The following is a 22,500-nucleotide window of genomic DNA, read 5'->3' on the forward strand; positions in this document are numbered from 1 at the left end:
GTGCAATAGGAAAAGAAATCAACTCTGTTTCGCATCACTGCAAATAAATTCAGAGCTGCTACCAAAGCATAAAAGAGTTTTTTGTGCATTTTTTTGCATGCTATCACTTTATTCTGCTTTATTGTTGATTTTATAAAACTAAATTAAGCATCGCAGCGTTTAAGTACTATAACAGCGGTATCGTTTGCTGCGAGCTTCCGTCTGCCGCCTTGGCTTTCCAAAATCTCATTTTCAAAAATCCACTTACCCGCCGGCACAAACACTGAACGTTCATTGTCTCCCTTTTTTAGCACAGGTGCCACAAGCAGGCTATCACCCACCATAAACTGGTCGCAGACAGCCTCCAAGCCTTGATGCGGGAATTCATACTCCATGTAGCGAACGACCGGCTCGCCTGTATCACAGCAGTTGTACAATACGTTTTTTAGATATTGCCAAAGCTGACTGCGCAATTTAAGCTGAAGCTGTATCTGTCTATTCTGATAATCGGTCAAAATGCGCCACGGAGCTGCCGAAAACTGGATTGCAGGCATAAGACAGCTTACCGCTGCATGTCGCACGAACAGCTCGCCATCCAAGCTGCTACTATTATTTAAAAAATTTAGATATTCTCCGCCGCCCACCATATCGGCACAGCCAAAAGGATGGCCCGTTATGCCCTGAGCCAGCGTATCGGGTACAAGAGCTGCCAGACCTTTGGCACCCCAGCTATGCTCCTTGTCGCACAGCCTTTGAAAGAGCGGGCGTCCTGCCGCTTTCCATGTCACACGGTATTCATTGAATGGATAGCTCTCGCCAAACAAAGCCCAGCTTCGGCACAGTTCATTAGCATCGAGAGTGGCACCGTCGCAGCCACAGCCGCCTGCCGCATAATGCAGCGGATCTCCTCCATCAAACTTGAAGCCGTCTACCCCCATCTTCTGCAGCCTATCAAGCTGTGCAGCCAGCCATTGTTGGGCAGTCTGGGAAGATATATTCAGCGCAGCCGAAAATCCATTCCACCACTGGGCAATGTAGGGTCGCCCATCGGGCTGCTTGAGCAGAACATTGCTGCTGAGGGCCTCGCGGTATGCCTGCGTATCGGGTGTAATGTAAGGGCAGATCCACAGCATCACCGAAAACCCCAGCTTGTGCAGCTCATCTAACATTGCAGAGGGGTCCGGAAAGCGTCCTGTGTGGAAGCTCCAGTCGCCATAGCACTCCGACCACCCATCATCAATCATCAGCACGCCCGGCTTAAAGCCGTTTTCCACAATGCTATGGGCGTATTGCAAAATATCCTCTTGGTTTTGGTTAAAGGTCATTTCAATCCATGTATTAAAGATTGGAGCTGAAAAAAGCTCCTCGGCAGGCATTTTTCCGCTAAAGGGGAACCACCGCTGCATTGCTGCAAGATAGGCACTGCGTAGCGTGCTGCCGCTTTCACCCAGCACTGCACAGTCATCACATACAATGGCTCTATTTTCAATGGCTACGTGGGAAACCCTGTCAAGCCAAAGAAACCTGCCTTTGCTGGAAAGCAGTAGCGGCACGGCTTGATTCGGTGTTTGGTTTGGGGCAAAAATCAACTCTGTACTCGTAGTGCTGCCTATCGGCATCTCCGTCCCCCACGATGTGCACCCGCCATACCAAAACTCATCTTTGAGTATCTTGATTCTCATATCTCTTCCTCCCTTTTAAATATAACAGTTGCACGGTTATATTAACTGTCTGTTTATACTATAAGAAGAGATGCCCTGCCATACAAGAAAGCTTTTTCCGACCTTATAACACTTTATTACTGAATTTTACGATATTCATTTGGGGAGCAACCAATATTCTTTTTAAATATTTTAGAAAAATAACTTGGATTGTCGTAGCCCACTTGATAGGCTATGGTGTAGGTTTTGTCCTGAGTGGTGCTCAAAAGCTCTTTTGCCCTGAGCAATCGAATATCGGTCAGGTATGCCCACAGATTTTTCCCTGTCTCCTTTTTAAAGAGATAGCAAAAGTAATTTTTGCTGACCCCCAAAGTGTTGCAGATTTCTTCCAATGAGATATTGCGGTCAAAATTCTTTTTCAGATACTCCATGCCCTCCTCCACCAGCTCGCTGTACCGCTCTCGCCCCACTTCCTGTCCGTGCAGAGCAGCCAAAATATCGGATACAAACAGCCGCAGCTCGTCGAGCGTTGTATATCCGATAAGAGTTTGCGAGGTAATGCGGGACAGGCGGTTTCGCAGCTCCGGGGAAGCCTCATCCGGCAGCGCCGCACGCACAGCTCGTACACAGGTATAGCAGAAATCGTAGACATAGGGAAGCTCGGCGGGGTTGCCATGACCTATATCCTGCAACGCCGACTCAAGTATCTGCCGCGCTCTTACCTGATCGTTCTGTCGTATTGCAACCTCCAGGCTTTTTTGTGCATCTGCCAGCGCAACTTGATCAAATTCGCTTTTTTCGCAATTGTAGCCATATCCCAAAACCACATCCGCACCAATAAAAAAACTGTATTGATTTAGCTGTTGAAGCGCACGAAACTCCTGAGGTAACGCATCAAGCCCACTTGCAAACTGCGTAAAGCAAACATGTATCTCCATATGTAGCTCTTCTGCAAAAAATGTGGACATATCCTTTGAGCAATCCTCCAAGACAATCTGCCTGTCCGAAATCAACGCACACCATGAAGCATCAAAAAAACCGAAGAGCAAGGATTCGCCCCAGCAGCCAAGCCGCTTTAACATCCTCTCCTGTAAATAGGGCAACTGTGTATCAAGCTGCAAGCTGTTTTCAATGTAATCATTCATAGATGTCTCATTGAGCATAAAACCCATGAGCGCAAAACTGCTGAAATCCAATCCAAGCTGACCGGCGCTCTTTTGGGCACCGCTCTTGCCTGTTCCGCTACGCATGTAGGAGTGTAGCACCATTATTTGCTTTTGCCTCTGTGTGCTTTCCGCCATGCGATGGGCGACCTGCCTGGAATCAATCTTATCTGAGATTTTGTGTAGTGTTTTTTCAATTTCAAATTCATCTATCGGCTTGAGCAGATAGTTTGCCCCACCCAGCACAAGGGCCTCCTTAGCATATTCAAAATCCGCATAAGCACTTATCAAAATCACTTCGGTTTGGGGTGCAAGCTCCTTGATACTGCGCATTAGCGATATCCCATCTAACCCCGGCATCTTAATGTCGGTTAGCACAATTTCGGGGCGCAGCTCCATAAAAAGCTGCAGTGCCTCATTACCATTGCGCGCCTCTGCCACAACCTCCACTCCGAAGCGGCTCCAGTCCACAATGCTTTCCAGCATTCGCAGGGACAGCTCCTCATCATCAACCAACATGATACGCAACATTAGTCATCCTCCTTTCGCCGTGGCAGGCTTAAAACAATGCTGGTGTTCATACCATTCCGGGACATTATCTGCAAGTCGGCTGCCTCGCCGAAGCTACTGCATATACGCGCCCGAACATTAAGTAGCCCGATACTGGTATTCTGTGCGTCTGCTGATTTCTGGTGCAACCTGCTGTTCAGCTCCTCAACCCTTTCCGGATTGATGACCTGTCCAGTATTTGTAACCACAATGCAGATCTCGTCCTCGTCAACATCTGCGCTTAAGGTGATTTGTCCGCCTTCTGCGGCAGAGAAGCCATGCTCAATGGCGTTTTCTGCCAGAGGCTGAATAATAAGCTTGGGCACCAAAATATCCTTTGCCTCATCAGCCAGATGCTGCGTGCAAACAATTTTGTTTTCAAAGCGGATATTTTGCAGTGCAATATAGATTCCAGTATGTTCGAACTCCTTTTCTAGGGGCACCATCTCATAAGGGTTATATACCGAATATGCAAGCAGTTTACCTAAAAGGGTTGTCATTTTAGAAATTGTTTCGGTATCACCGCAAATTGCCAGTGCTTTCATCGATTGCAGCAGATTGTTGAGAAAATGCGGATTGATTTGGTGCTGCAACGCACGTATCTGTGCCTGCGCTCGCTGCTGACTTTCCTGCACCACTGCGGCAGTCAGCTCATCGTTTTTTTGCAGCATCTGCATGGCTGTTTGGGCGATGCGATCCACCTCCATGCTGGAGGTTTTTTCAAAATGTACGCCCTTTTCCCCACGCCCGATTGCGTTGAATGTATTAATAAGGGCATTCATGGGCACAAGTACCGAGCGTGCAAGCAGGTTGGATACCAAAAGGATAAGCACGAATGCTGCCAGCATCAAAAACACCACAAACATTGTATTTGTCTGTCGCAAGGCATTAATACTGTCCAGTGGCATGATGCCCAGCATTGACCAGCCCGAGACTTGAGAGGTTTCTACCACGACTAAAAAAGCTTTGGCGGTTCCTTTTTCGCCATTAAGAACAAAGGAATGCTCGCCATTCTTGATATTGTGGCTTAAAGTATCCATCTGATCCTTGCTGAGCTCGAACTGAGATGGGAAATACACCGGCTCACTGCCGCTGTAAATTGCAATCTGAACCTCATCATCACGCTCTGCATGCAAAATGATTGGCTCCAGCCCAAAATCACACAAAAGATGCGTGGGCTGTCCATAGAAAAACTGGCTGGAATTTAGTATTGGTAATAGCAGCGAAACTGTTTGTCGCCCGTCATTGCTGCTCAGCAAATAATCGGTAGGGTGGTAGTTAATAAAAGCAGATTTATCGCCGTCTGCTGCCTCCCGGAACCACTTTTGCTGCTTAAAATTATAGCTGGGTACCGGTGACTCACCATAATAATAGAGGTAAGTTCCGTCAGAGCCTATAATAACCGCATTTTGCACATCTCTAAGCACATCAAACTGCTTAATTTTTACCGACACCCGCCTTTGGCTATAGAGTTCTACCGAATAATCAATATTCCGATTGTTCTCACGGTAATTTACTGCATTAAGTATGTCTTGATCGGAGGCGACAATCTGCGTAACGGTTTTGAGCTGCCCCAGATATTTATCAATCAGCGAGATATTGGCTTGAACAATGCGTCGGCAATAGGCGTAGCTCTGCGCCTGATACCGCTCTCCATTATTGTGCAGTATAAGAATGCCAAAGCCAGCGATAATTACACAAAACGCCAGCGAGAAACTAATAACCAGCTTTTGCCGCAAGGATAACTGCATGTTATCCACCGTCCTTTAATTATTTAACGCTTTAACTCTACTAATTATATATAAAATACCACGGCGAGACAATGCAATTTATTCTATCACTATATTACCCTCATCGTATAAAGGCAAATTAATTAATTAATGCAACCTGACCGTGGAATAATTGCCCCTCATAGCCTGGCTCCTAAGGGCAATTATGAAACAAAGCCAAGGGCAGCTGCACAAAAAGGCAATCGGCAGACAGCGAATCTTCACTGTCTGCCGATAGATGCCCCACCATTAGCCACTTTTTAATGTTTCACTATGGAAATGTGGCTAATGGCAAATTCCAACAAGGACAATTTAAGGAAAAGCAAACTGAATACGGTAAACCTCTACCAGTTTCTAATGATTTGAAAGTGGTAGAGGTTTTTTCAGCCCTTAATATATTGCAGATACGCATTCAAGTACCCACTACCATTTCCTTGAAAATCATCGAAAGATGGAAGCCTACTTATTGTGTATCCGAAACCCGAAAACAACTGGTAAAGTATATTCAAAAACCAAAAATTCGCTATAAGGTAATTTGAAAGCAATACCATGCTCTATTTCTCATCAATTGGTAACTGCAAAAATATCCGGGTTGAGCCAAAAATCCCCAAAGCACTTTGGCAGATATGGGTTTGATAAATGCGTTAAAATACAATCATTAATATCAAACGAGCAAATTATTACAGAAGCTACAGAGAACGCCGTGAATTTTTTCCATGGATAACTACCGTTGTTGGAATAGTAGCAATTGCAGGCGTCGTAGGGATAATATTGTACAAAAAATATATAGATTTGGCAGATGAATTAAAGTAGAAAGCCAACAATCCCCAATCTTATAAAAATTTATTATTTCAAACAGGCGGCACAAAATGTGCCGCCTGTTTTTCTAGACAAAAACATGAAGTTGTACTCTGTATGGGATAACGACTCCCGTGACTGGAAAGACCCGCCTGCCGATGAGATGATAAAGAAGATGGTGAGCAGTGTGCAAAACGGCAGCATTACGCTGTTTCATGTGGGGAAGAAGAACACTGTACAAGCTTTGCCGGAAATTATTGCCCAACTAAAGGGTAAAGGCTACATTTTCAAGACAGTAGGGGAGATCATTTACTATGATAATTTCAATATAGACGTACAGGGGAGTCAGCATAAAAAATAAATAGTAAAGATAGATCCCCTGATCTGCCCCCTAAATCCGGCCACTTGAAATGGTCAACGCTACCTGTAAACTCGGAACCATTATCAGCCAGAATTTCTTTTGGTAATCTACGAAACAAGGCAACCCGATTTAACACGGAAGCTACTTTTCATCCGGTGATAGAACTGTCTACTGCATGCATTGTCCTTGCCTTTACCTGCGGATGATAGCTTGGACTATTTGGGGGATATAAAGCAAGAGCTGCTGCACCAAAGTTGGAGTGTAGCGGCTCTATTCTGCTTGAAGCTAGTCGAATTTTATTCAATGGTTGTGAATGCGTGTTTGCGGGGCATTTGCTCATTTTACCGCATTAGTCACGACTTGACTCTTTTTAAGTGCCAAAAACATCATAACAATAGCAACTGTCATGATAATATGTGCAATACCTGAAACACCTGAAATCGCTACAGAAGCCCCTTTTGAAAGTTCTATGCCAAGCACTTGAGTGACACCTCTTACAAAAAACATTGTTACCATAAAAGGTAATCCGGTATTGTAAAGTAGCATAAAACGGCAATCAGTAAAAACATGATTGTACCCAAAACAAAAAAATGTAGATGTGCGATCGCTAAAGTTGTTTTACCAGAAAAGCCAAGAAATTTTGTGAACTTCCGATAGAATACGCCGCAAGCAATTGCGATTATTGCGTAAACAAATGAAATATTAATATATTTTTTCAACATCAACCCCTCCGCATATATCCTTCAAATTATCCGTTTCTCGCATATCTGTTTTAAGTGAATGTAGTACCTTTAATATAAAAGAACTGGAGACAAGAAGCATAATCAAATCGGTTATGGGTTGTGAGTATACCATTCCACTCAGGCCAAACAGGTGGTTTAGAAGGAACAATAAGGGAATATACAATAAGCCTTGCCGCGATATGGTTAAAATGAAAGCTTTAAGAGGCTTACTCATAGCCTGAAAAGTAGTCGAACACAGCGTTATGCCACCCATAAAGGGAAGGGATAGAATCAGAGTGCGCAGGATGGTGGAACCGCTGCTGCAAACTTCTCCCAATGGTGTGAACACGGAAACAAGAAAGGGGGACGAAGCTCCCAACACTAGTGTTATAAACACTCCAACCAGGCTGGTGGATAGTATTCCTGTTTTGATAAAGCTTGTCATGCGCTCATAATTCCCAGAGCCGTAGTTGTAGCCCATCAAGGGCTGGCAGCCGGCGCTGAACCCCATAAACACATCAATTTACCCCCCAGCATCGATCTGCCCCCCAGATCCGACCACTTGGAATGTTAGTCATCACCCCGATATTTTGAGGGCATATTCTTCTGGGGTCAAATTGCCTTGAGAGAAATGTGGCCTCAATTTGTTATATTCCAGTCGCCATTCTTCAATGATTCCTTTGACCTCTGAAAGGTTTGCAACCAGTTTTGATTCAGGCATTCATCTCGAAGCTACCGTTAAAACTTTCTATATATCCATTCTGCGTAGGACAACCGGGATCCGTAAAAATATGTTCTACCTTATGGTCATGACCCCAAGCATTCAATACGCTACCTGTAAACTCGGAACCATTATCAGGCAGAATTTCTTTTGGCAATCCACGAAACAAGGCAACCCGATTTAACACGGAAGTTATTTTTCTTCCGGTGATAGAACTGTCTACTTCAAGGGCAAGGCATTCTCTTGTTGCCTCGTCAATCAATGTCATAATGCGTATATGTCCGCCATACCGAGTCCGATCACAGACAAAATCCATAGACCATCTGGAGTTGTATGTAAGACATGTCCGATCTGGCATGCCACGTTTTTCATAACGTTTCTTCTTACTGCGTTTCCGAATGCTCAATCCGGCCTCTTTGTACAGCCGATAAGTGCGCTTATGATTGATGTGGATATCTTCACGCTCGAGCATGATGTGCAATCGTCGATACCCAAAACGTTTCCACCTGGCTGCTAACACAGTGAGTCGCTCTATGGTTGCTGCATCTTCAGTCTTATCCACGGGAACATAGCGTTTACTGCTACGTCCAAGATCCATAAGCCTGCACGCTCTGGGTTCGCTGAGATGATACTGCTCTTGTATCTCACAGGCGATTTTGCGCCTGTCGGCAGGCTTTAGCCGTTTTTTGAGAGCACATCCTTCAAAATATGATTGTCCAACGTCAGGTCTGCTGCTAGATCCTTGAGACGTCGGTTTTCTTCTTCGAGCTGCTTGAGCCGTTTTGCCTCATTGACCTCCATACCACCGTAGAAGGGTATTTTAACACAAAGAGCAAGAGTGGCATGGGGAATTTCCCTATGTCGCTCTTGCTCTTAATCTGGCTAATAGATATAAACTGAATTTTGATTACTCTTTTGATGAGGAACAGCCTTATACTTTTCTCTTTTTACGAAGTAATGCACTTGTGGCGAATAGAACGATTGTGGAAAATACCAAGCCGCCATCGACATATAAACCGGTGTCGGGGTTCACGGCTGTATCCGAATCAATTGGTGCTACCATTTTAATCAGGTCTTCGGGGGTATAGTAAATTCGAGAGGCATCTACTTTTATATTTTTGCCACTGATAACATAATCACTGCCATTGTAGCTGACGGTAAGGGTTACGTCTTTGCCGGCAATTGCTTCCAAGATAGTAGCCGAAATCTGATCATCTTTTTCCAGATACAGAGAAAGCTTGTCGCCGCTTGCCGCTGCTCTTGCACGGTCAATTGCATTGCTCCAGTCTTTCGATGCTTGTTTTTCAGAAGAAGAGGTATTCGTTGAAGTTGCAGTCTGCTTAATTGCACCTATCGCTTTTACTTCTTTGCTCATACCCGCACCGCTGTAGTTGTTCACCAACACTTCATCGGCGCCTTCAATCAGTACACCATGAGGTCCAACCGGTAAATTAGAAAGCACCAGCATACCATTTGCATTCGTCGTACCTATCCGATAACTTCCATTGTCGATACGGTAACGGATATTTACGTCCTTCAGCGGTACTTGCGTTTCATCTGTTACTAAAATTGATGCGGTATAAGGCTTGGGCTGATAGGCACCCACTGTCTTCATGCGGCCTGCAGTGATGGGATAATAAAACGCCCCGCCACTTTTCGCAGTCAGTTCGGTTAAGTATTTTTCAAAAATCTCATCCAGTACGCCGCCTTCGCCCACATGGGTAAGTCCTTTTAGTACATCGTATCCGTCACCGCCTGCAATGAGGAAGTCGTTTGATGCAAGAATGATGCTTTCGGCTTCATCGTTTGGGTCAAGTGCCCGATCTTTCCCGCTGAGATAAATGGCATAAACCCGGGAGCCCTTTGCTAAATCAGGATTAAATTCTACACGTACACCCGAAATTTGCGGAAAACCACCTACCGGACCATCAATTCTTCCGGTTTCGAAATCCTGACCTGTTATCGCCAAACCGGTTTCAAATACTTCATACAACACTTTAGGTGAAACCAGCTTAAACGCAAGGCTGTTGCCAAACGGAAGTACGTTAATGACATCGCCTTTTGTAATTTTACCGTTCTTAATAACAGCGCGCACACCGCCGCCGTTTTGCAGCGCCACGATTGGCAGGTCTTTATACCGTTCATCACGAATTAGGTTTTTTGCGGCATCGGCCATTGAGTCGGCGATCAAGCTACCAAGGTTGGTCTCAAAAAGCCGCGCCTCACTGAGGCCGTTGACCGTACCACCCCATAGTGAAGTTTTTGTACTACCTACCACAGGGGAAAGCAGCTCTTTTTGTGAATCCACAATAGACTTGGCAAGCGAAGCCACTTCTGCATCGGGGGTAATACCCAGTGCTTTGACTGCGTCAAGGTCCAACAGCTTGTTGGTCATAGTTTTTTTACCGTCGGTACCAATTGCAATTTCAATTCTTCCTATATTTTTGGAGCCGGAACCGGTTTGCCCAATCAGAATTCCATTTTGGGTTTCGGTTACCATTGAATGACTATGGCCGTCGATGATAACATCAATTCCGGTGAGTTTTTCTGCCAATTTCCGGGTGGTAACTTCACTGGAAGAATCAATGCCCACGTGCATCATACCAATTACCACATCAGCACCTGCGGCTTTCAGTTCGTCGATATTTTGCTGGCAGATAGCTGCCACCGTATCCACATTATCCTCACCAAAACTCACCCCGACAATGCCGGCTGGATTGGTTTTTACCGCAGTTTCAGGGGTTGTAATACCGAAGAAGCCTAACTTTATGCCGTCTGCTTCGAATATTTCGTAGGCACCGTTATTAACCTTACCTTTCGAGCCATATGCGACTCCTTCTAAAATAGGTTTTCCATCTTTAATTGCGTTTGCCGAAAGAATCGGGAATTCCGCTAGCTTAGCGTTACTCAAAAGCGCATCTAAACCGTAATCAAACTCATGGTTGCCTGCCGCCATTACATCATACCCCACGGAGTTCATCAGGCGAATTACATCTTTTCCTTTGGTCAGCGTTGCAAACGAGCTACCTTGCGTTGCATCACCCGCATCCACCAGAATGGAACCCGGTATGCTTTGTTTGAGCGCCGCCACATAGTCTGCGCTTACCAACTTATCACCTGCAAAGTTGCCATGTATGTCGTTGGTATGTAAAATAGTGATAGTCTTATAGTCGCTAGGTGGCGCTGCTGCTTCCAAGGGCTGGTTCTCACTATCGTTAGGTGTTCCTGAATCAACGACGGGATTGCCACTGTCATAAACATCGGGAGCGGCAGGGGGTTGCTCGCCCGCTGTTGTTTGCGCATCGGGCTCCACTCCTTCGGCAAAAGCGGAAATTGTGCTACCATAAACCATCGAGATGCATACGACCAGTGCCAAAATACCAGACCATATTCTTTTTTGTGCTGTCATATTCATATTCCTCTTCCTCTCTTTATTAGAATGACCTCGTACTTTTATTATAGAAATGCACATTGGAAAAATTTGTAACATTGTTGTATATAGTGCTTTCAATTACTAAATATTGATTTCATCACAGGCCAACTACGATACCATTCGGTTTATAAAGTCAAAACTCTACAATCTTGGCTAAAATACTATTGACATATGGTGCTCAAATTGTAGTGATATATTAAATTTATGACACCGGTATCTAATGGACTTTAGTATCTATAAGACAAAGAGCGATTCGATATGAGAATTACCGATGAAACCAAGAAGCTGATTGTAAAGCAGCACATTAAGATGGACGTAATATTAAATTGGTTGCAGCGGACAGCGAACCCAATTGCGATGCGAGATTGCTCAATTATGTTTGGGCCTTATCCATTCGAGAGCAATGTATGCTGTGTCTCCCTGTGTTTCCCTTGTTTCTATTATGGACGTACTACGAAAGAGAACGCCTGCCAAGTGGTTCCACACAGTTTAGCTCATAACAAAATGGATAACCGTCAAATAATACCCGCCTGTAAAAGCTGAAAAAGAAATATCATAATGATCCAAAGGTCGGAGGTAAATTATCGCAACTAAACGTAGTGTGAAAACCAGTATCGGAATATCAAGCAAGCGGTCAAACGCAAAATGAGCCGCGCAAAGAAAGGGGTATCGGCAAGTTAACCTGATCCGTAAAGATAAAATAATGATGAACTTAGAAAAATGGAATAGTCGCCATGGAATAGAGATTCTAAAAAAGCCCTGCTATACTTTTCGGTACAGCAGGGCTTTTTGATTAATGATATTTATTTTTTGGGTGCAGGCTTTGCAACCGTTACTGCACCTTTGATGACAGTAGGGCTGATAACATAATCCGCGCAATAAGAGATGGTAAACTCCATAATACCGTTTGCATTTACACTTACGTTAGATTGCACCAACTCCAACTGTGATTTGGCTGCGTTGTGGTAATAGATATATACTTTTTTGTTTGCATATTTATCGATATCTACATCAATTTTTGTTTTGCCTGGTAGCTTGCCTTGATAAGCAAAGTGCAGAACCGTGATGTCGCTTTTACCGGTAAGCTTGCTGATTTGCGGCTGTATGGATGTTACAGTGCTGATTGTGGTATCAAACCACATCACACCGGGCATTGTGCTTTCGATGCTCGTGCCGTAAAAGTTCCAGTTATACCAGCCACCTTTTAGGGTGACCGATTTCTGTTTATTCACCATCAACTCATTTAAAAAAGCGGTGCTCAGCTTGTAATTGGGGCTTACGGTGACATTTACACCGTATAAAGACTTGGTTAGGCTGTCATTAATATCCCATATGGTATCCGGATTAGGCTGAACATAACTTCCGCCGCCCGAGGAAGAAGAGCGATTTCTTTTTGAACCTCCTCCTGTCGAAGGTTTGTCTGTATTCGGTTTTACTTCGAGATATTCTATTGCACTCATCAATGCCGACTCAGCATCGAAAACTTCATTATCAATTGCTTTTGGATTATCAAGAACCGCTTGTACTGTTTTGATCGCTTTATTTAAAGTATCTCGGCTTTCCTGCGTATACTTGCGGTCAGCAGCTTTTTCTTGAGCAACCTTGAGTAAAGCTTTTAATGCATTCTTACCCGGATATTCAGATGCTCTTACTCGTTCCAAAGATTTGACTGCGTTTAAGAGCGCTTTGTAAGCATCACTGAATTCAGTTTCCGTTGCATTTTCATTATCCAGTACCCGTTGTGCCGCTTCTGTCTCATCCATTAAACGGTCTCGGCTGTGCTGCGTAAACAAATTGATTTTTGCCAAATCCGGTGCGTATTTAACCCATGTATTAAGCCCTTCCCTTCCGGGATTTTCGGGGTCAATTACTTCCGCAATAATATCAGGAGAGTAATTATCTGATGCCTCATCTAATTCTCTTACTGCTGTTACGTAATCGCGTGATGTCGGCTGTTCCATATCCATCGCTTTTTCAGCCTTTATAATGGCTTGAATCAGAGCAGATCTGTCTGTTATTCTATACGGTATTAATTGGAATCTGCTGTATGCAACTTCTAAGCTTACAATTAAATCATCTCTATGTGATTGTTCTGGGCCACCTTCACTTACTGTTACTTTAATTTGGGCTGTCAGCTGTTTGCTGTTGGTAACTCCGTTAGGTAATACCAGATTGCCAATTAAAATGTAATCATCGGGGATGTGCTTATCATAATTAGAGGTATCCCACGCAACAGCCAGTTGCTCTTGGCTATTGTCATCCAGTGTAACGGTAACCACCTTTGGCAAATTCAGCAAATTTTCTTTTTCATAATATTTCACTTTAATCGGTTGAAAGTCGGCCACTGCAATAATTGTTCTATCAGTTGGCTGAACATCCTGTACTATGAGAGTTACGGTGTCACTGGCTATTGTTGAACTATAAGATGAAGTATAATTATTCCTACATGTTATTATACAGCGGAATTGTTTACCGTTATCATCTAATGCCGTGTTTTTTGTTTTATAAAATTTTTGTGTTGCATCGTAAATATCGGTCCATTGATTGTATTCGTTCAGCGTTTGCCACTGATATGAAGTTCTATCCGAACTACCTATACTTTTTGTTTCAATCCTAAATACCGCGGTATTGCCTTCTGTAACCGTCTGTGATGCTGGCTGGGATATGATGGTTATGATATCTTGGAACTCTACCTTAACGTTAACGGATTTTGACGGCATTTGAAACTGGTATTTTAGATTGCTCTCAGATATATCCTTCATTCTAACATATATATTTTTATTCTCTGTTAGATGAATCCAAACATTTATATGCTTATTATTCTCTAATTCAATGTCCGTAATTTCTACTGTTACTAGCTCGCCTGGTTTGGGATTTGTTTTATCAACGTTTATTGTTGCCTTGCCACCAATCACCTGTGTGGTTATCGGATAGCTGTCTTCGGGAACAGTTTGCGCCATCGTGCTTTCATTTTCCATGATAGTATTCAGATTTGCTTCCTCGGCAGTAACCTTTTCTGTTTCGTCTTTTTCTGCATCGGCTAATTCAGTCATAGGCAATGTGGGTTCGATTTGCGTGTTTTCTGCATCGGCTAATTCAGTCATGGGCAATGTGGGTTCGGTTTGCGTATTTTCTACATCCGTTACTTCGGTCACGGGCAATGTGGGGAGAGTCTTCGCTGCATCTGCTAATGCAAATACCGGTAACGCTGTTTGAGTAACAAGTGCTACTGCAAGAAAAACATTGGCAAAGCGCAAATAATATTTTTTCATGTCCTGATTCTCCTTATTTAATTATGATACAATGTGCAAAACTCTTTAAAATTATTATTAATTTATTATATCACCAAATAGGTAATAATTTCTATAAATTTAGTTAAAAATTACATTATTTTGATTTTTTGTAAATTATACTCATACTAAAATATAGGAAAATAAAGAAATTGTTATACAACAAAATCTTGCAACATCCCAGTGTTTGCCCATATCGCTGTGCTCTACGTTCCTCAATCAGTTCTTTTAATGCTTCATCTCTATCCGGTTTATCTATGCGCCCCACAAAATCATAGTAACCGCTGTGTGAAACTGAGAAAAAGCTACACATGGTGGATATGGCATGCTTGTCCCTATGCTTATAAATGACACGATATTTGGTAGTGGCTTTCACTTCCTTCCAGCGAGATAGAGAAAATCCAGCAATAATTCATTCTCCATCTTCAGGCGTTTGTTTTCATATTTGTAATCTTGCAATGATACGGCCGGCTTCCTGCCGCGTGCTTTTCTAGGTGGCAAACCGAATTCTTTTTGACGTTCTTTGCAGTTTTCTCTGTATATCATCGACTTAATGGTTTTATATGACTTGTTGCAGTCTTCTGCCAATTCCCTAATCATAATGCCAGCCCTATGCCTGACCACGATTTCGTCTATAATTGTTTGTGGTGTGTTCAACGTCCCTTTTTTTCTATGCATAACAAAACCTCCTGTCGTAGTTTCTATTCTACGACAGGAGGCTCTTTTTGTCATTGTCCGTTTTCTGCGGTATAGTTCACATTCTGTACGACTCTTTTTATATTTAACTTTTGACCTAATTGGTTAATAAATATTTTGAAAATCTAAAATAATATTTGAATTTTAACTTTATATTTACAAATTAATCTATATAACGATAAACGTTAACAATGAAACAAAACAACAATTTATTAATGTTATAATGTTAGAATTAAAACAAAAATCCTTGACAATTATTGGTAAAAGTAATACTATTTATATAATAAACAATGGAAAAGTTAACTCAAATTTAAATTTATGTAAATAAATTACATGCGGAGGAAAGACAATGAGAAAGCTGAAATTTTTCTTCTTGATTACTCTAACACTAATACTAGCATGTATTACGGGATGCACAGATAAAAAAGCGCATACTTCATTGCAACCGGAAGCATCCGCTGTCACCCGGTCGGAGGCAGAACTTCTTTCCTATACATACGATTACTCAGAATTAGGATTTACACTTACGATTCCAGCTGATTGGCGTAGTCTTTCTTTAGAAAATGTATTGATTCAGTACAATCATGTGCCTTATGGTATGTCGCTCTATTTTATGTCACGGGAGGATGTCCAAACAATTCGTGATATAGAAGATAATTTACTAACTATCGAAGAAGAAAAAGCATTTAATGAAACCTTGCCCGATCGTATGAGACCAATATGTGCAGTTTTAATTGGCGAGAAAGAAAATACAAATAAAGAATACCTAAACTTTATAAAAGAATTTAAATCCGTTTATTCTTATGACGACTTCATTGGAGCCAATGGTAATCAGGATTATCATTTCCTGTATAATAACAATTTTTCTCCAGACGAGCTTTCGGATGAAGCGGTAGAGATGCTAAAGGAACTAGCAAAAGATTTGCAGCAGGTAAAAGATTCTATAGAGGTATTTACCCCAAAAACGCCTCAAAATGCGCTACTGGAAACTGGGCAGATCAGCTTTGATACTCAAACCCTAGATAAAACCGCTATTACGCAAGAGATTTTCAGAGAATACGGGCTAACAGCTATGTGCTTTTGGAGTATTGAAAGCGACTTTTGCATGGAAGAGTTGAAGAATTTACAAGAAATTGGTGAAAGGAATCCATCCATCTTAATCTTAGGTGTGCCAATAGAAGGAGATGAAGGTAATGCGGACTCTATACAAGGAAAATTAAGGAATAACGGAGTTACCTTTCTAAATATTTTGCCGAATGACCAATTGCGTGAAGGAGTAATGAATGCAGTCAGTATAAAGCCAACAACGATATTCATTACAAGTGATGGTACAATGACGGGTGAACCGATGCTTGGATCCTTCGGAAAAACGGAATTGGAAAAAGAAATTACGGGGCTTATGCGAAAAGGAGGAGGATAAACAATAGAGGGTGCCCCCGCACATGAAAGAAGCAGCATAGTATACGACATCAAGAAGTGGGAGGATAATATGAAAAAAAGTGTTTCTAAATGTATATCAATTCTACTGGCACTTTCTCTGATACTGAATATGAGCGTAACCGTATTTGCTCAGACATCAATTCCCGTATCAGCTGAGGTATCGTCTTCAGTTTCTAACGAAAGTGAAGCAGAGCAAACACACACTTCTCCTGCGCCAATTCAAGATACCCCTGAAGCAGCACCTCTAGTCCCTGCTCCTGATGAGGAAAAAATAGAAACTGGAACATCGCGGACAGAGCCCAGCGAGGGAGAGTCGGAAGACACCGGGACAATACCGCTGCCTGCCGATACAATTGAGGCAACCACAGCCTTGGAGGAGACAGTTTCAACGATTGCCGCTGCAAGGCAAGCTCAGGAGGGTAGATTTACCCTGCAAGGTGTGGTAACGGCTGTGGATGGAAAAAGTATTTTTATTCAAGACAGCACTGCCGGCATCTGTGTCTTCCTAAAAACAAATGACACGGTAAAAGAATTTACCATTGGCAAAGAGGTTCAGGCGACTGGAACATTGAACGTATATAGAGAGATGTTGCAGCTTCAGCTCGCGGAAAACACTGATATCACGGTTACAAATGCCTCGGCAGACTTGCCAGCCGCATCAGAAGTTGCGAGCATTTCGGTGATTGGTGAAGAGCTTGAAGGCATGCGAATAAAAGTGAGCGGGGCAATAATCGGTGATATTCTTCCTACAGGGAATACTTTGCTGACCGATTCGAGTGGGACGATCATTATCCGCAAACTTGTACTACCTGTGGGTTCCACTGTCAGTGAAGGTGATACCATCGATATCATCGGTGTGGTGGGGCAATTTGATAAGGATTATCAAATCTTTATCGGTGACCCGGTAACGGATATTGTTGTAACGGAAGAAGCACTTGACCGTGTACAACCAGTAACCGCGGCACCTACGGCGGGCAAAGTTGCTCCGGGCACTGAAGTAATCCTAACCACTGCAACGGCTGATGCCCAAATCCAGTACAAGCTGGGTGCTGAGGGCACTTATACAAATTATATTGCTGGAACTACAAAAATTATAGTCAATGAAGAAGTTACCCTCTATGCAAAAGCGTCTAAAACGGATATGCGTGATTCCATCGAGGCCTTGTTTGCTTATACTGTGGATGCAGTCAGCAGTATTGCACAAGCAAGGGGCAAATGGACTGCAAACCCTGTAGAGGACAAAAATAAGCTTGTTACAGTTAGTGGCATCGTCACTTTTGTGGACGGAAAAAGCTACACCATTCAGGATGATGAGGCCGGAATCTGTGTAAGGTATGGTGGTTCACTCAAGCTTGGCCGCGGCGATAAGATTACAGCGATTGGCTATTTGAGCCAATACAACGGTCTGCTCCAAATCAACCCGGCAAATGACAAGGTTACGGTTGAAGCTACCGGTCAAAAATCACCTTTGCCTGTAACTGTCACCCTCAAAGAGCTTTCTGACCCGGCAAAAGCAGAGGCCTATGAGTCGCGTCGTATTCAAATTATGGGGGCTGTGCTCGGGGCGGTCAATACTGGTGGTGACACCCCGCTGATTCAAGGGGACTCCAGCCTCAACATGTTTAAAATTCCAGATCCAGCACCGTTAAAGCAAGGGGATTTGGTAAACGTCGTCGGTGTGCTCGGACAGTTTAACGTGTACCAAATTAGAGTAGCCGATGCGAAAGACATTACCTCCGCGCTGCAGCTGGTTATCAGCGAGGTGTATGGTGCGGGCGGAAACGCCGGTGCTTATTATAAAAATGATTATATCGAGCTGTACAACCCCACTTCCCAAGATATAAGCCTAACGGGATGGTCGATTCAGTATGCCAGTTCAGCAGGCACCAGTTTTAGCCCAAGCGCTTTAAGCGGTACCATAAAGGCAGGCAGCTACTATTTGATTCAATGCTCAGCCGGAGCGGGCGGCACCATAGACCTGCCGAAACCCGATTTTACCAATAATTTTAATATGTCGGGTACTTCCGGTATTGTAACGCTCTCCAACAGTACGGCAAAAATTACGGGTAAAGATGACCCTGCAATCGTAGATCTGGTGGGTTATGGTTCGGGCGCCAAATTGTTTAAAGGCACGGGGCCTACCACAGATACCGGTAACAATAGAGAGTCTCATCAAAGAAAAGATAACGACGGCGGAACAACCGGTGCCACCAACGGTTATAACGCCAACGACAATAAAAACGATTTTTACCCCGCTGAGTGCACCCCCAGAAACAGCTCGTTTGTTTATGTGGATGCACCGACCATTACACTTGCCCCGAGTTACGATGGTGCTTACGGCGGTACGATGGATGTCACAATTCTTTCGGCACACTCTAAAGAATCCACCCTTGCGGCAGTTGAAATTGCAGTAACCTACAACACTGCCGATGAGCTTAAGTGGACGGCATACCCGATTGACGGCAATGTATCCAAAGTGGAAAACCTGGTGAAGCAAGTAAAAGTTTTGCCCACCAAGTCATCTGACGTAATGACTGTTTACGCCAGAGTAAAGGATGCTGCCGGAAATTACAGCAAAAAGAATGCGGAAGCTACGGTAAACATTAAAAACTTACCTGCTGTAGGCGAGTTTGCTCCCAACGGCGGTGTGGGTGAAAACGGCAAACCGGATATTTTAGTAAAAGTGATTAACTCCACGAAATATGATATTAAAGTTTCTTTGGTAGATGATGCGGCAGCACCCAAAGAGCTTATCAAGTCGGTTGACCAAACTGCTTCGGAGGTTACCGGAAAATTTACAGAGCTTCTTCCGGACGGAATCCACAAAATGAAAGCAGAGCTGATTGACAAAAGTATCTCCGGCCATACTTATGTTTTCTCACAGGAATGGACCTTCCGTGTTGGGGTGGTAAATTACCAGCCGTTTTTCGGGCAGTTGCATGCGCATACAGCCGAGTCGGACGGTACCGGAACTCTGGCAGAGGCTTATGCTTGGGCACGCGACAAAGCGGATTTAGATTTTATGGCAATTACCGATCACTCCAACTGGTACATGCAGGGCGGAACCGGTGAGAGCTATGGAACCGCAGACAGCTGCCTGAATGCAACCACAGTGGAGGGAACCGGTAACAGCAAATGGATTCGTCAGCATGCAGTAGCGGATGAATTTAACAAGCCAAATGATCCAACCAATCCCTTTGTAACGCTGGTTGGATTTGAAATGACTTGGAATGGCAGCACCAGTACAAACCCATATATTCTAAATGGAAAGAAAATGCCTCATGGGCATATGAACACCTTTAATACAGCATGGTTCGCCGACCGTAATGACTCTAAAATGCAGGATATGGAGAAATATTATGATAGAATCGCACAAGACACCCAATCTATCAGTCAATTCAATCATCCTGGCACCCTATTTGGATCTTTTAAAGAGTTTGGAAGCTATAAGCCTGAATACGATAATGTTATTAATCTACTGGAAGTAGGAAATGGTGAAGGTCCTATCCGTGGTACTGGATACTTCCCAAGCTACGATGAATACAACAAGGCTTTGGATAAAGGATGGCATGTTGCCCCCACCAATAATCAGGATAATCACAAAAAAGGTTGGGGCACCGCAAATGACGCCCGCAGTGTCGTTCTTGCTCCCTCTATAAATCGCGATGAGCTGAAAAATGCTATGCGAGAGCGGCATGTCTATGCAACCGAGGATAAAAACCTTGTTATGTCCTATTTTGTAAACGGCGAGGTTATGGGTACTATTTTAAATAACCCTACAAATCTGGCCATGGAAATCAAGATTTCCGATCCGGATCGCGAATCAATAGGAAAGATATCTATCATCACCAATGGTGGCAAGACGGTAGCCAGTAAGAATTTCAGCGAAAGCACTGCGGAATGGAAACTGGAGTTGAGAGCCGATAATGCTTATTATTATGTAAGAGTCGATCAACCCGATAAAGATATTGCAGTTTCCGCACCGATTTGGACAGGAAAAGAGAAAATGGCGGGCGCTACCAATATTGCGTTTGAAAAATCGCTCGTTAAGCTGAATGAATCGCTGAAATTGAATGTCGAGCTGTATAACAATAACACTAATAGCAGTGTTAAGGTAGACAGAGTCGAGATATGGAAAGATGAAGAACAGGGAGAACCAGTCTGGACCCAAAGCATTAATCAACAAATGATTGGGGCGACCTTTACCGGCAGTTACGATTTCCCCACATCAGAAATTGGCAAATTAAACTATATTATTAAAGTAACCATGAATATCAACGATGTAGAGGAAGCTTTCTATAAATCGCTTGTTTTACGAGTTGAAAACCCGACAGATACACCACGCGTTATGATCGACGCAGCTCATCGCAATAACTATGTGTCAGGTTACTACAATGGCAAGATGACCTCGCTCGAAAAGTTTCTCAACGGCAGAGGGATATTCCTGGAAGAAAACAAACAAAGATTCAGTGATGCTGTTTTACAGGGTGTGGATATACTAATTATATCGGACCCTTGCACCAGGGAAATTGTGGCTGCAGATAAAGAAAAAGTAAAATATACACAGGCAGAGCTTGATGCAATTAAGAAGTATATGGATAATGGCGGTAATCTGATTATGTCATCCGAACGCGATTCTTATGATATTGCGGGTGACAAGGTATTTTCTAAAGATTATCAGCTCAATCAAATTCTAGTACCCATCGGCAGTGCCTTGCGTGCCAACGACGATACCATATGTCAGGGTGACGCCAACAATTATCGTATGTATTATACGCGCTACGGTGAGAGCCCGAAATACAATCTTACCGCTAATATTGGCTACGATCTCGATGATTCCGGAAACCCTACAACGCCTAAAATGTACAGCTCTTATGCAGGCGCATCGCTTTATGTGGATGAAGGAAACGCCAACAAAGAAAATATCGAAGTACTTGTCAAACTGCACGAGGACTGCTTCCAAGATGATAAGGATCGTGCGGGCGATATGATGCTGAAGGAAGGCGACCAGAAATTTTCACTTGCTGCAGAAATTTTACCCTCCGGCGGACGCCTAGTGGTTGGAGGAAGCACCTTCTTCTCAGATTTTGAGATTGATGGGAGCAATGCGGCACAGTATAGCAACATTGAAATATTTGAAAATATTCTGGGCTGGATGATGTACCAGACCAAGAATACTACGATTGCACACGTCCAGAAAAATGCTGACAACATGCAAGATCAGTATGTGGAGATTAAAGGACGCGTAACCACACAACCGGGCGGAACATCTAAGAGGCTTGGACGCTCCAACTCGTTCTTTGATGTGATGTACGTTCAGGACGCTACTGGTGGTATCACAGTGTTTGGCGTTTCAGAGCGGGATATCCCACTTGGCACTGAGGTCATTGTAAGAGGTTTTGTGGATGAATACGCGGGAGATGTTGAAATTCAGCTTGACAGTGAGCAGATGGGCATTGTAGTGTTGAATACTCCCGTTAAATCTGTTCAGCCTAGGAACTTTGCAACTAAAGATATTACAAAGGCAAATATGGGCTGGCTGGCTCAAATACAGGGTAAGGTTGTCCGAATGGATGATCAAAATCTTTATGTCAATGATGGTACCGGTGAAGCAAGAATCTTTGTGGAGGGTTATATCGGAAGTTCTTCGGGGAAATATGCACAGACGGGTAAATGGGATCCCAATATTAAGGTTGGACGTACTATTTCTGCCTGCGGCATGATCTCTATGGACCCTGAAGGAAACCGAATGAGGGTACGCGATACCGACGAAATTGTACTAAGACCTGTACCTGAAGGTAGTTATCCTGTTTCCGTAGAAGTAATTGGAGGAACAGCAACCGTTGATGTTGATAAAGGCGATGCTCTGCCCGATGATGTTGTAACCATAGATATTACAAACATTGAGCCGGGCAAGC

13 protein-coding genes and 1 pseudogene are annotated in these 22,500 nt (G+C 43.4%); 3 read left to right on the forward strand and 11 right to left on the reverse strand.

Translation table 11 applies throughout. The annotated features are described in order from the left end of the window. Window positions 1–143 precede the first annotated feature (143 nt). The 3 genes from RTV33_RS02020 to RTV33_RS02030 all read right to left on the reverse strand — a co-directional run bounded on the left by RTV33_RS02020 (window position 144) and on the right by RTV33_RS02030 (window position 5,103). Complete coding sequence (locus RTV33_RS02020; protein WP_312641025.1) at window positions 144–1,661, reverse strand: glycoside hydrolase family 31 protein; 1,518 nt, start codon at window positions 1,659–1,661, stop codon at window positions 144–146. 116 nt (window positions 1,662–1,777) lie between these two features. Then, entirely contained in the window at window positions 1,778–3,334 is a 1,557-nt protein-coding gene (locus tag RTV33_RS02025; RefSeq protein ID WP_312641027.1) for a response regulator, read from the reverse strand. Further along, on the reverse strand, window positions 3,334–5,103 hold the full coding sequence (locus tag RTV33_RS02030) for a histidine kinase (protein ID WP_312641029.1): 1,770 nt from the start codon (window positions 5,101–5,103) through the stop codon (window positions 3,334–3,336). Before RTV33_RS02030 ends, RTV33_RS02025 begins: the two co-directional genes overlap by 1 nt. Before the next feature lie 889 nt (window positions 5,104–5,992). Between RTV33_RS02030 and RTV33_RS02035 the strand changes: the two genes are divergently transcribed. Next, complete coding sequence (locus tag RTV33_RS02035; protein ID WP_312641031.1) at window positions 5,993–6,280, forward strand: hypothetical protein; 288 nt, start codon at window positions 5,993–5,995, stop codon at window positions 6,278–6,280. A 336-nt stretch (window positions 6,281–6,616) separates the two neighbouring features. On the opposite strand, the pseudogene RTV33_RS02045 reads toward RTV33_RS02035, so the two are convergent. The 8 genes and pseudogenes from RTV33_RS02045 to RTV33_RS02075 form a co-directional block, all read right to left on the reverse strand. Then, window positions 6,617–7,002 (reverse strand): annotated as a pseudogene (locus RTV33_RS02045) (DUF2871 domain-containing protein). Continuing rightward, the gene (locus RTV33_RS02050) at window positions 6,983–7,513 is read right to left on the reverse strand and encodes an MATE family efflux transporter (protein ID WP_312641347.1); all 531 of its coding nucleotides are present in this window, start codon (window positions 7,511–7,513) and stop codon (window positions 6,983–6,985) included. The pseudogene RTV33_RS02045 and the gene RTV33_RS02050 overlap by 20 nt, the downstream one beginning before the upstream one ends. A 66-nt stretch (window positions 7,514–7,579) precedes the next feature. Next, window positions 7,580–7,723: an integrase core domain-containing protein gene (locus RTV33_RS15620; protein WP_396327203.1), complete on the reverse strand. Its 144-nt coding sequence runs from the start codon at window positions 7,721–7,723 to the stop codon at window positions 7,580–7,582. Then, the gene (locus RTV33_RS02055; protein ID WP_312641033.1) at window positions 7,716–8,321 is read right to left on the reverse strand and encodes a DDE-type integrase/transposase/recombinase; all 606 of its coding nucleotides are present in this window, start codon (window positions 8,319–8,321) and stop codon (window positions 7,716–7,718) included. The genes RTV33_RS15620 and RTV33_RS02055 overlap by 8 nt, the downstream gene beginning before the upstream one ends. A gap of 77 nt (window positions 8,322–8,398) precedes the next feature. Then, entirely contained in the window at window positions 8,399–8,524 is a 126-nt protein-coding gene (locus tag RTV33_RS02060; protein WP_312641035.1) for a hypothetical protein, read from the reverse strand. Between the two features lie 130 nt (window positions 8,525–8,654). Continuing rightward, on the reverse strand, window positions 8,655–11,132 hold the full coding sequence (locus RTV33_RS02065) for a bifunctional UDP-sugar hydrolase/5'-nucleotidase (RefSeq protein WP_312641037.1): 2,478 nt from the start codon (window positions 11,130–11,132) through the stop codon (window positions 8,655–8,657). A gap of 827 nt (window positions 11,133–11,959) precedes the next feature. Further along, entirely contained in the window at window positions 11,960–14,428 is a 2,469-nt protein-coding gene (locus tag RTV33_RS02070) for an Ig-like domain-containing protein (RefSeq protein ID WP_312641039.1), read from the reverse strand. A 390-nt stretch (window positions 14,429–14,818) separates the two neighbouring features. Beyond that, window positions 14,819–15,124 (reverse strand): imidazolonepropionase, encoded by a 306-nt coding sequence (locus tag RTV33_RS02075; RefSeq protein WP_312641041.1) that lies wholly within the window; start codon window positions 15,122–15,124, stop codon window positions 14,819–14,821. A 367-nt stretch (window positions 15,125–15,491) separates the two neighbouring features. On the opposite strand from RTV33_RS02075, the gene RTV33_RS02080 reads away from it, so the two are divergent. Then, a complete protein-coding gene (locus RTV33_RS02080; protein ID WP_312641043.1) occupies window positions 15,492–16,562 on the forward strand; it encodes a hypothetical protein in 1,071 nt (356 codons plus the stop codon). A 69-nt stretch (window positions 16,563–16,631) separates the two neighbouring features. Further along, the coding region (locus tag RTV33_RS02085) for a lamin tail domain-containing protein (protein ID WP_312641045.1) at window positions 16,632–22,500 on the forward strand (5,869 nt) is incomplete at its 3' end.

This window comes from Hydrogenoanaerobacterium sp. (genome assembly GCF_032017025.1).
Classification (GTDB): Bacteria; Bacillota; Clostridia; order Oscillospirales; family Ruminococcaceae; genus Hydrogenoanaerobacterium.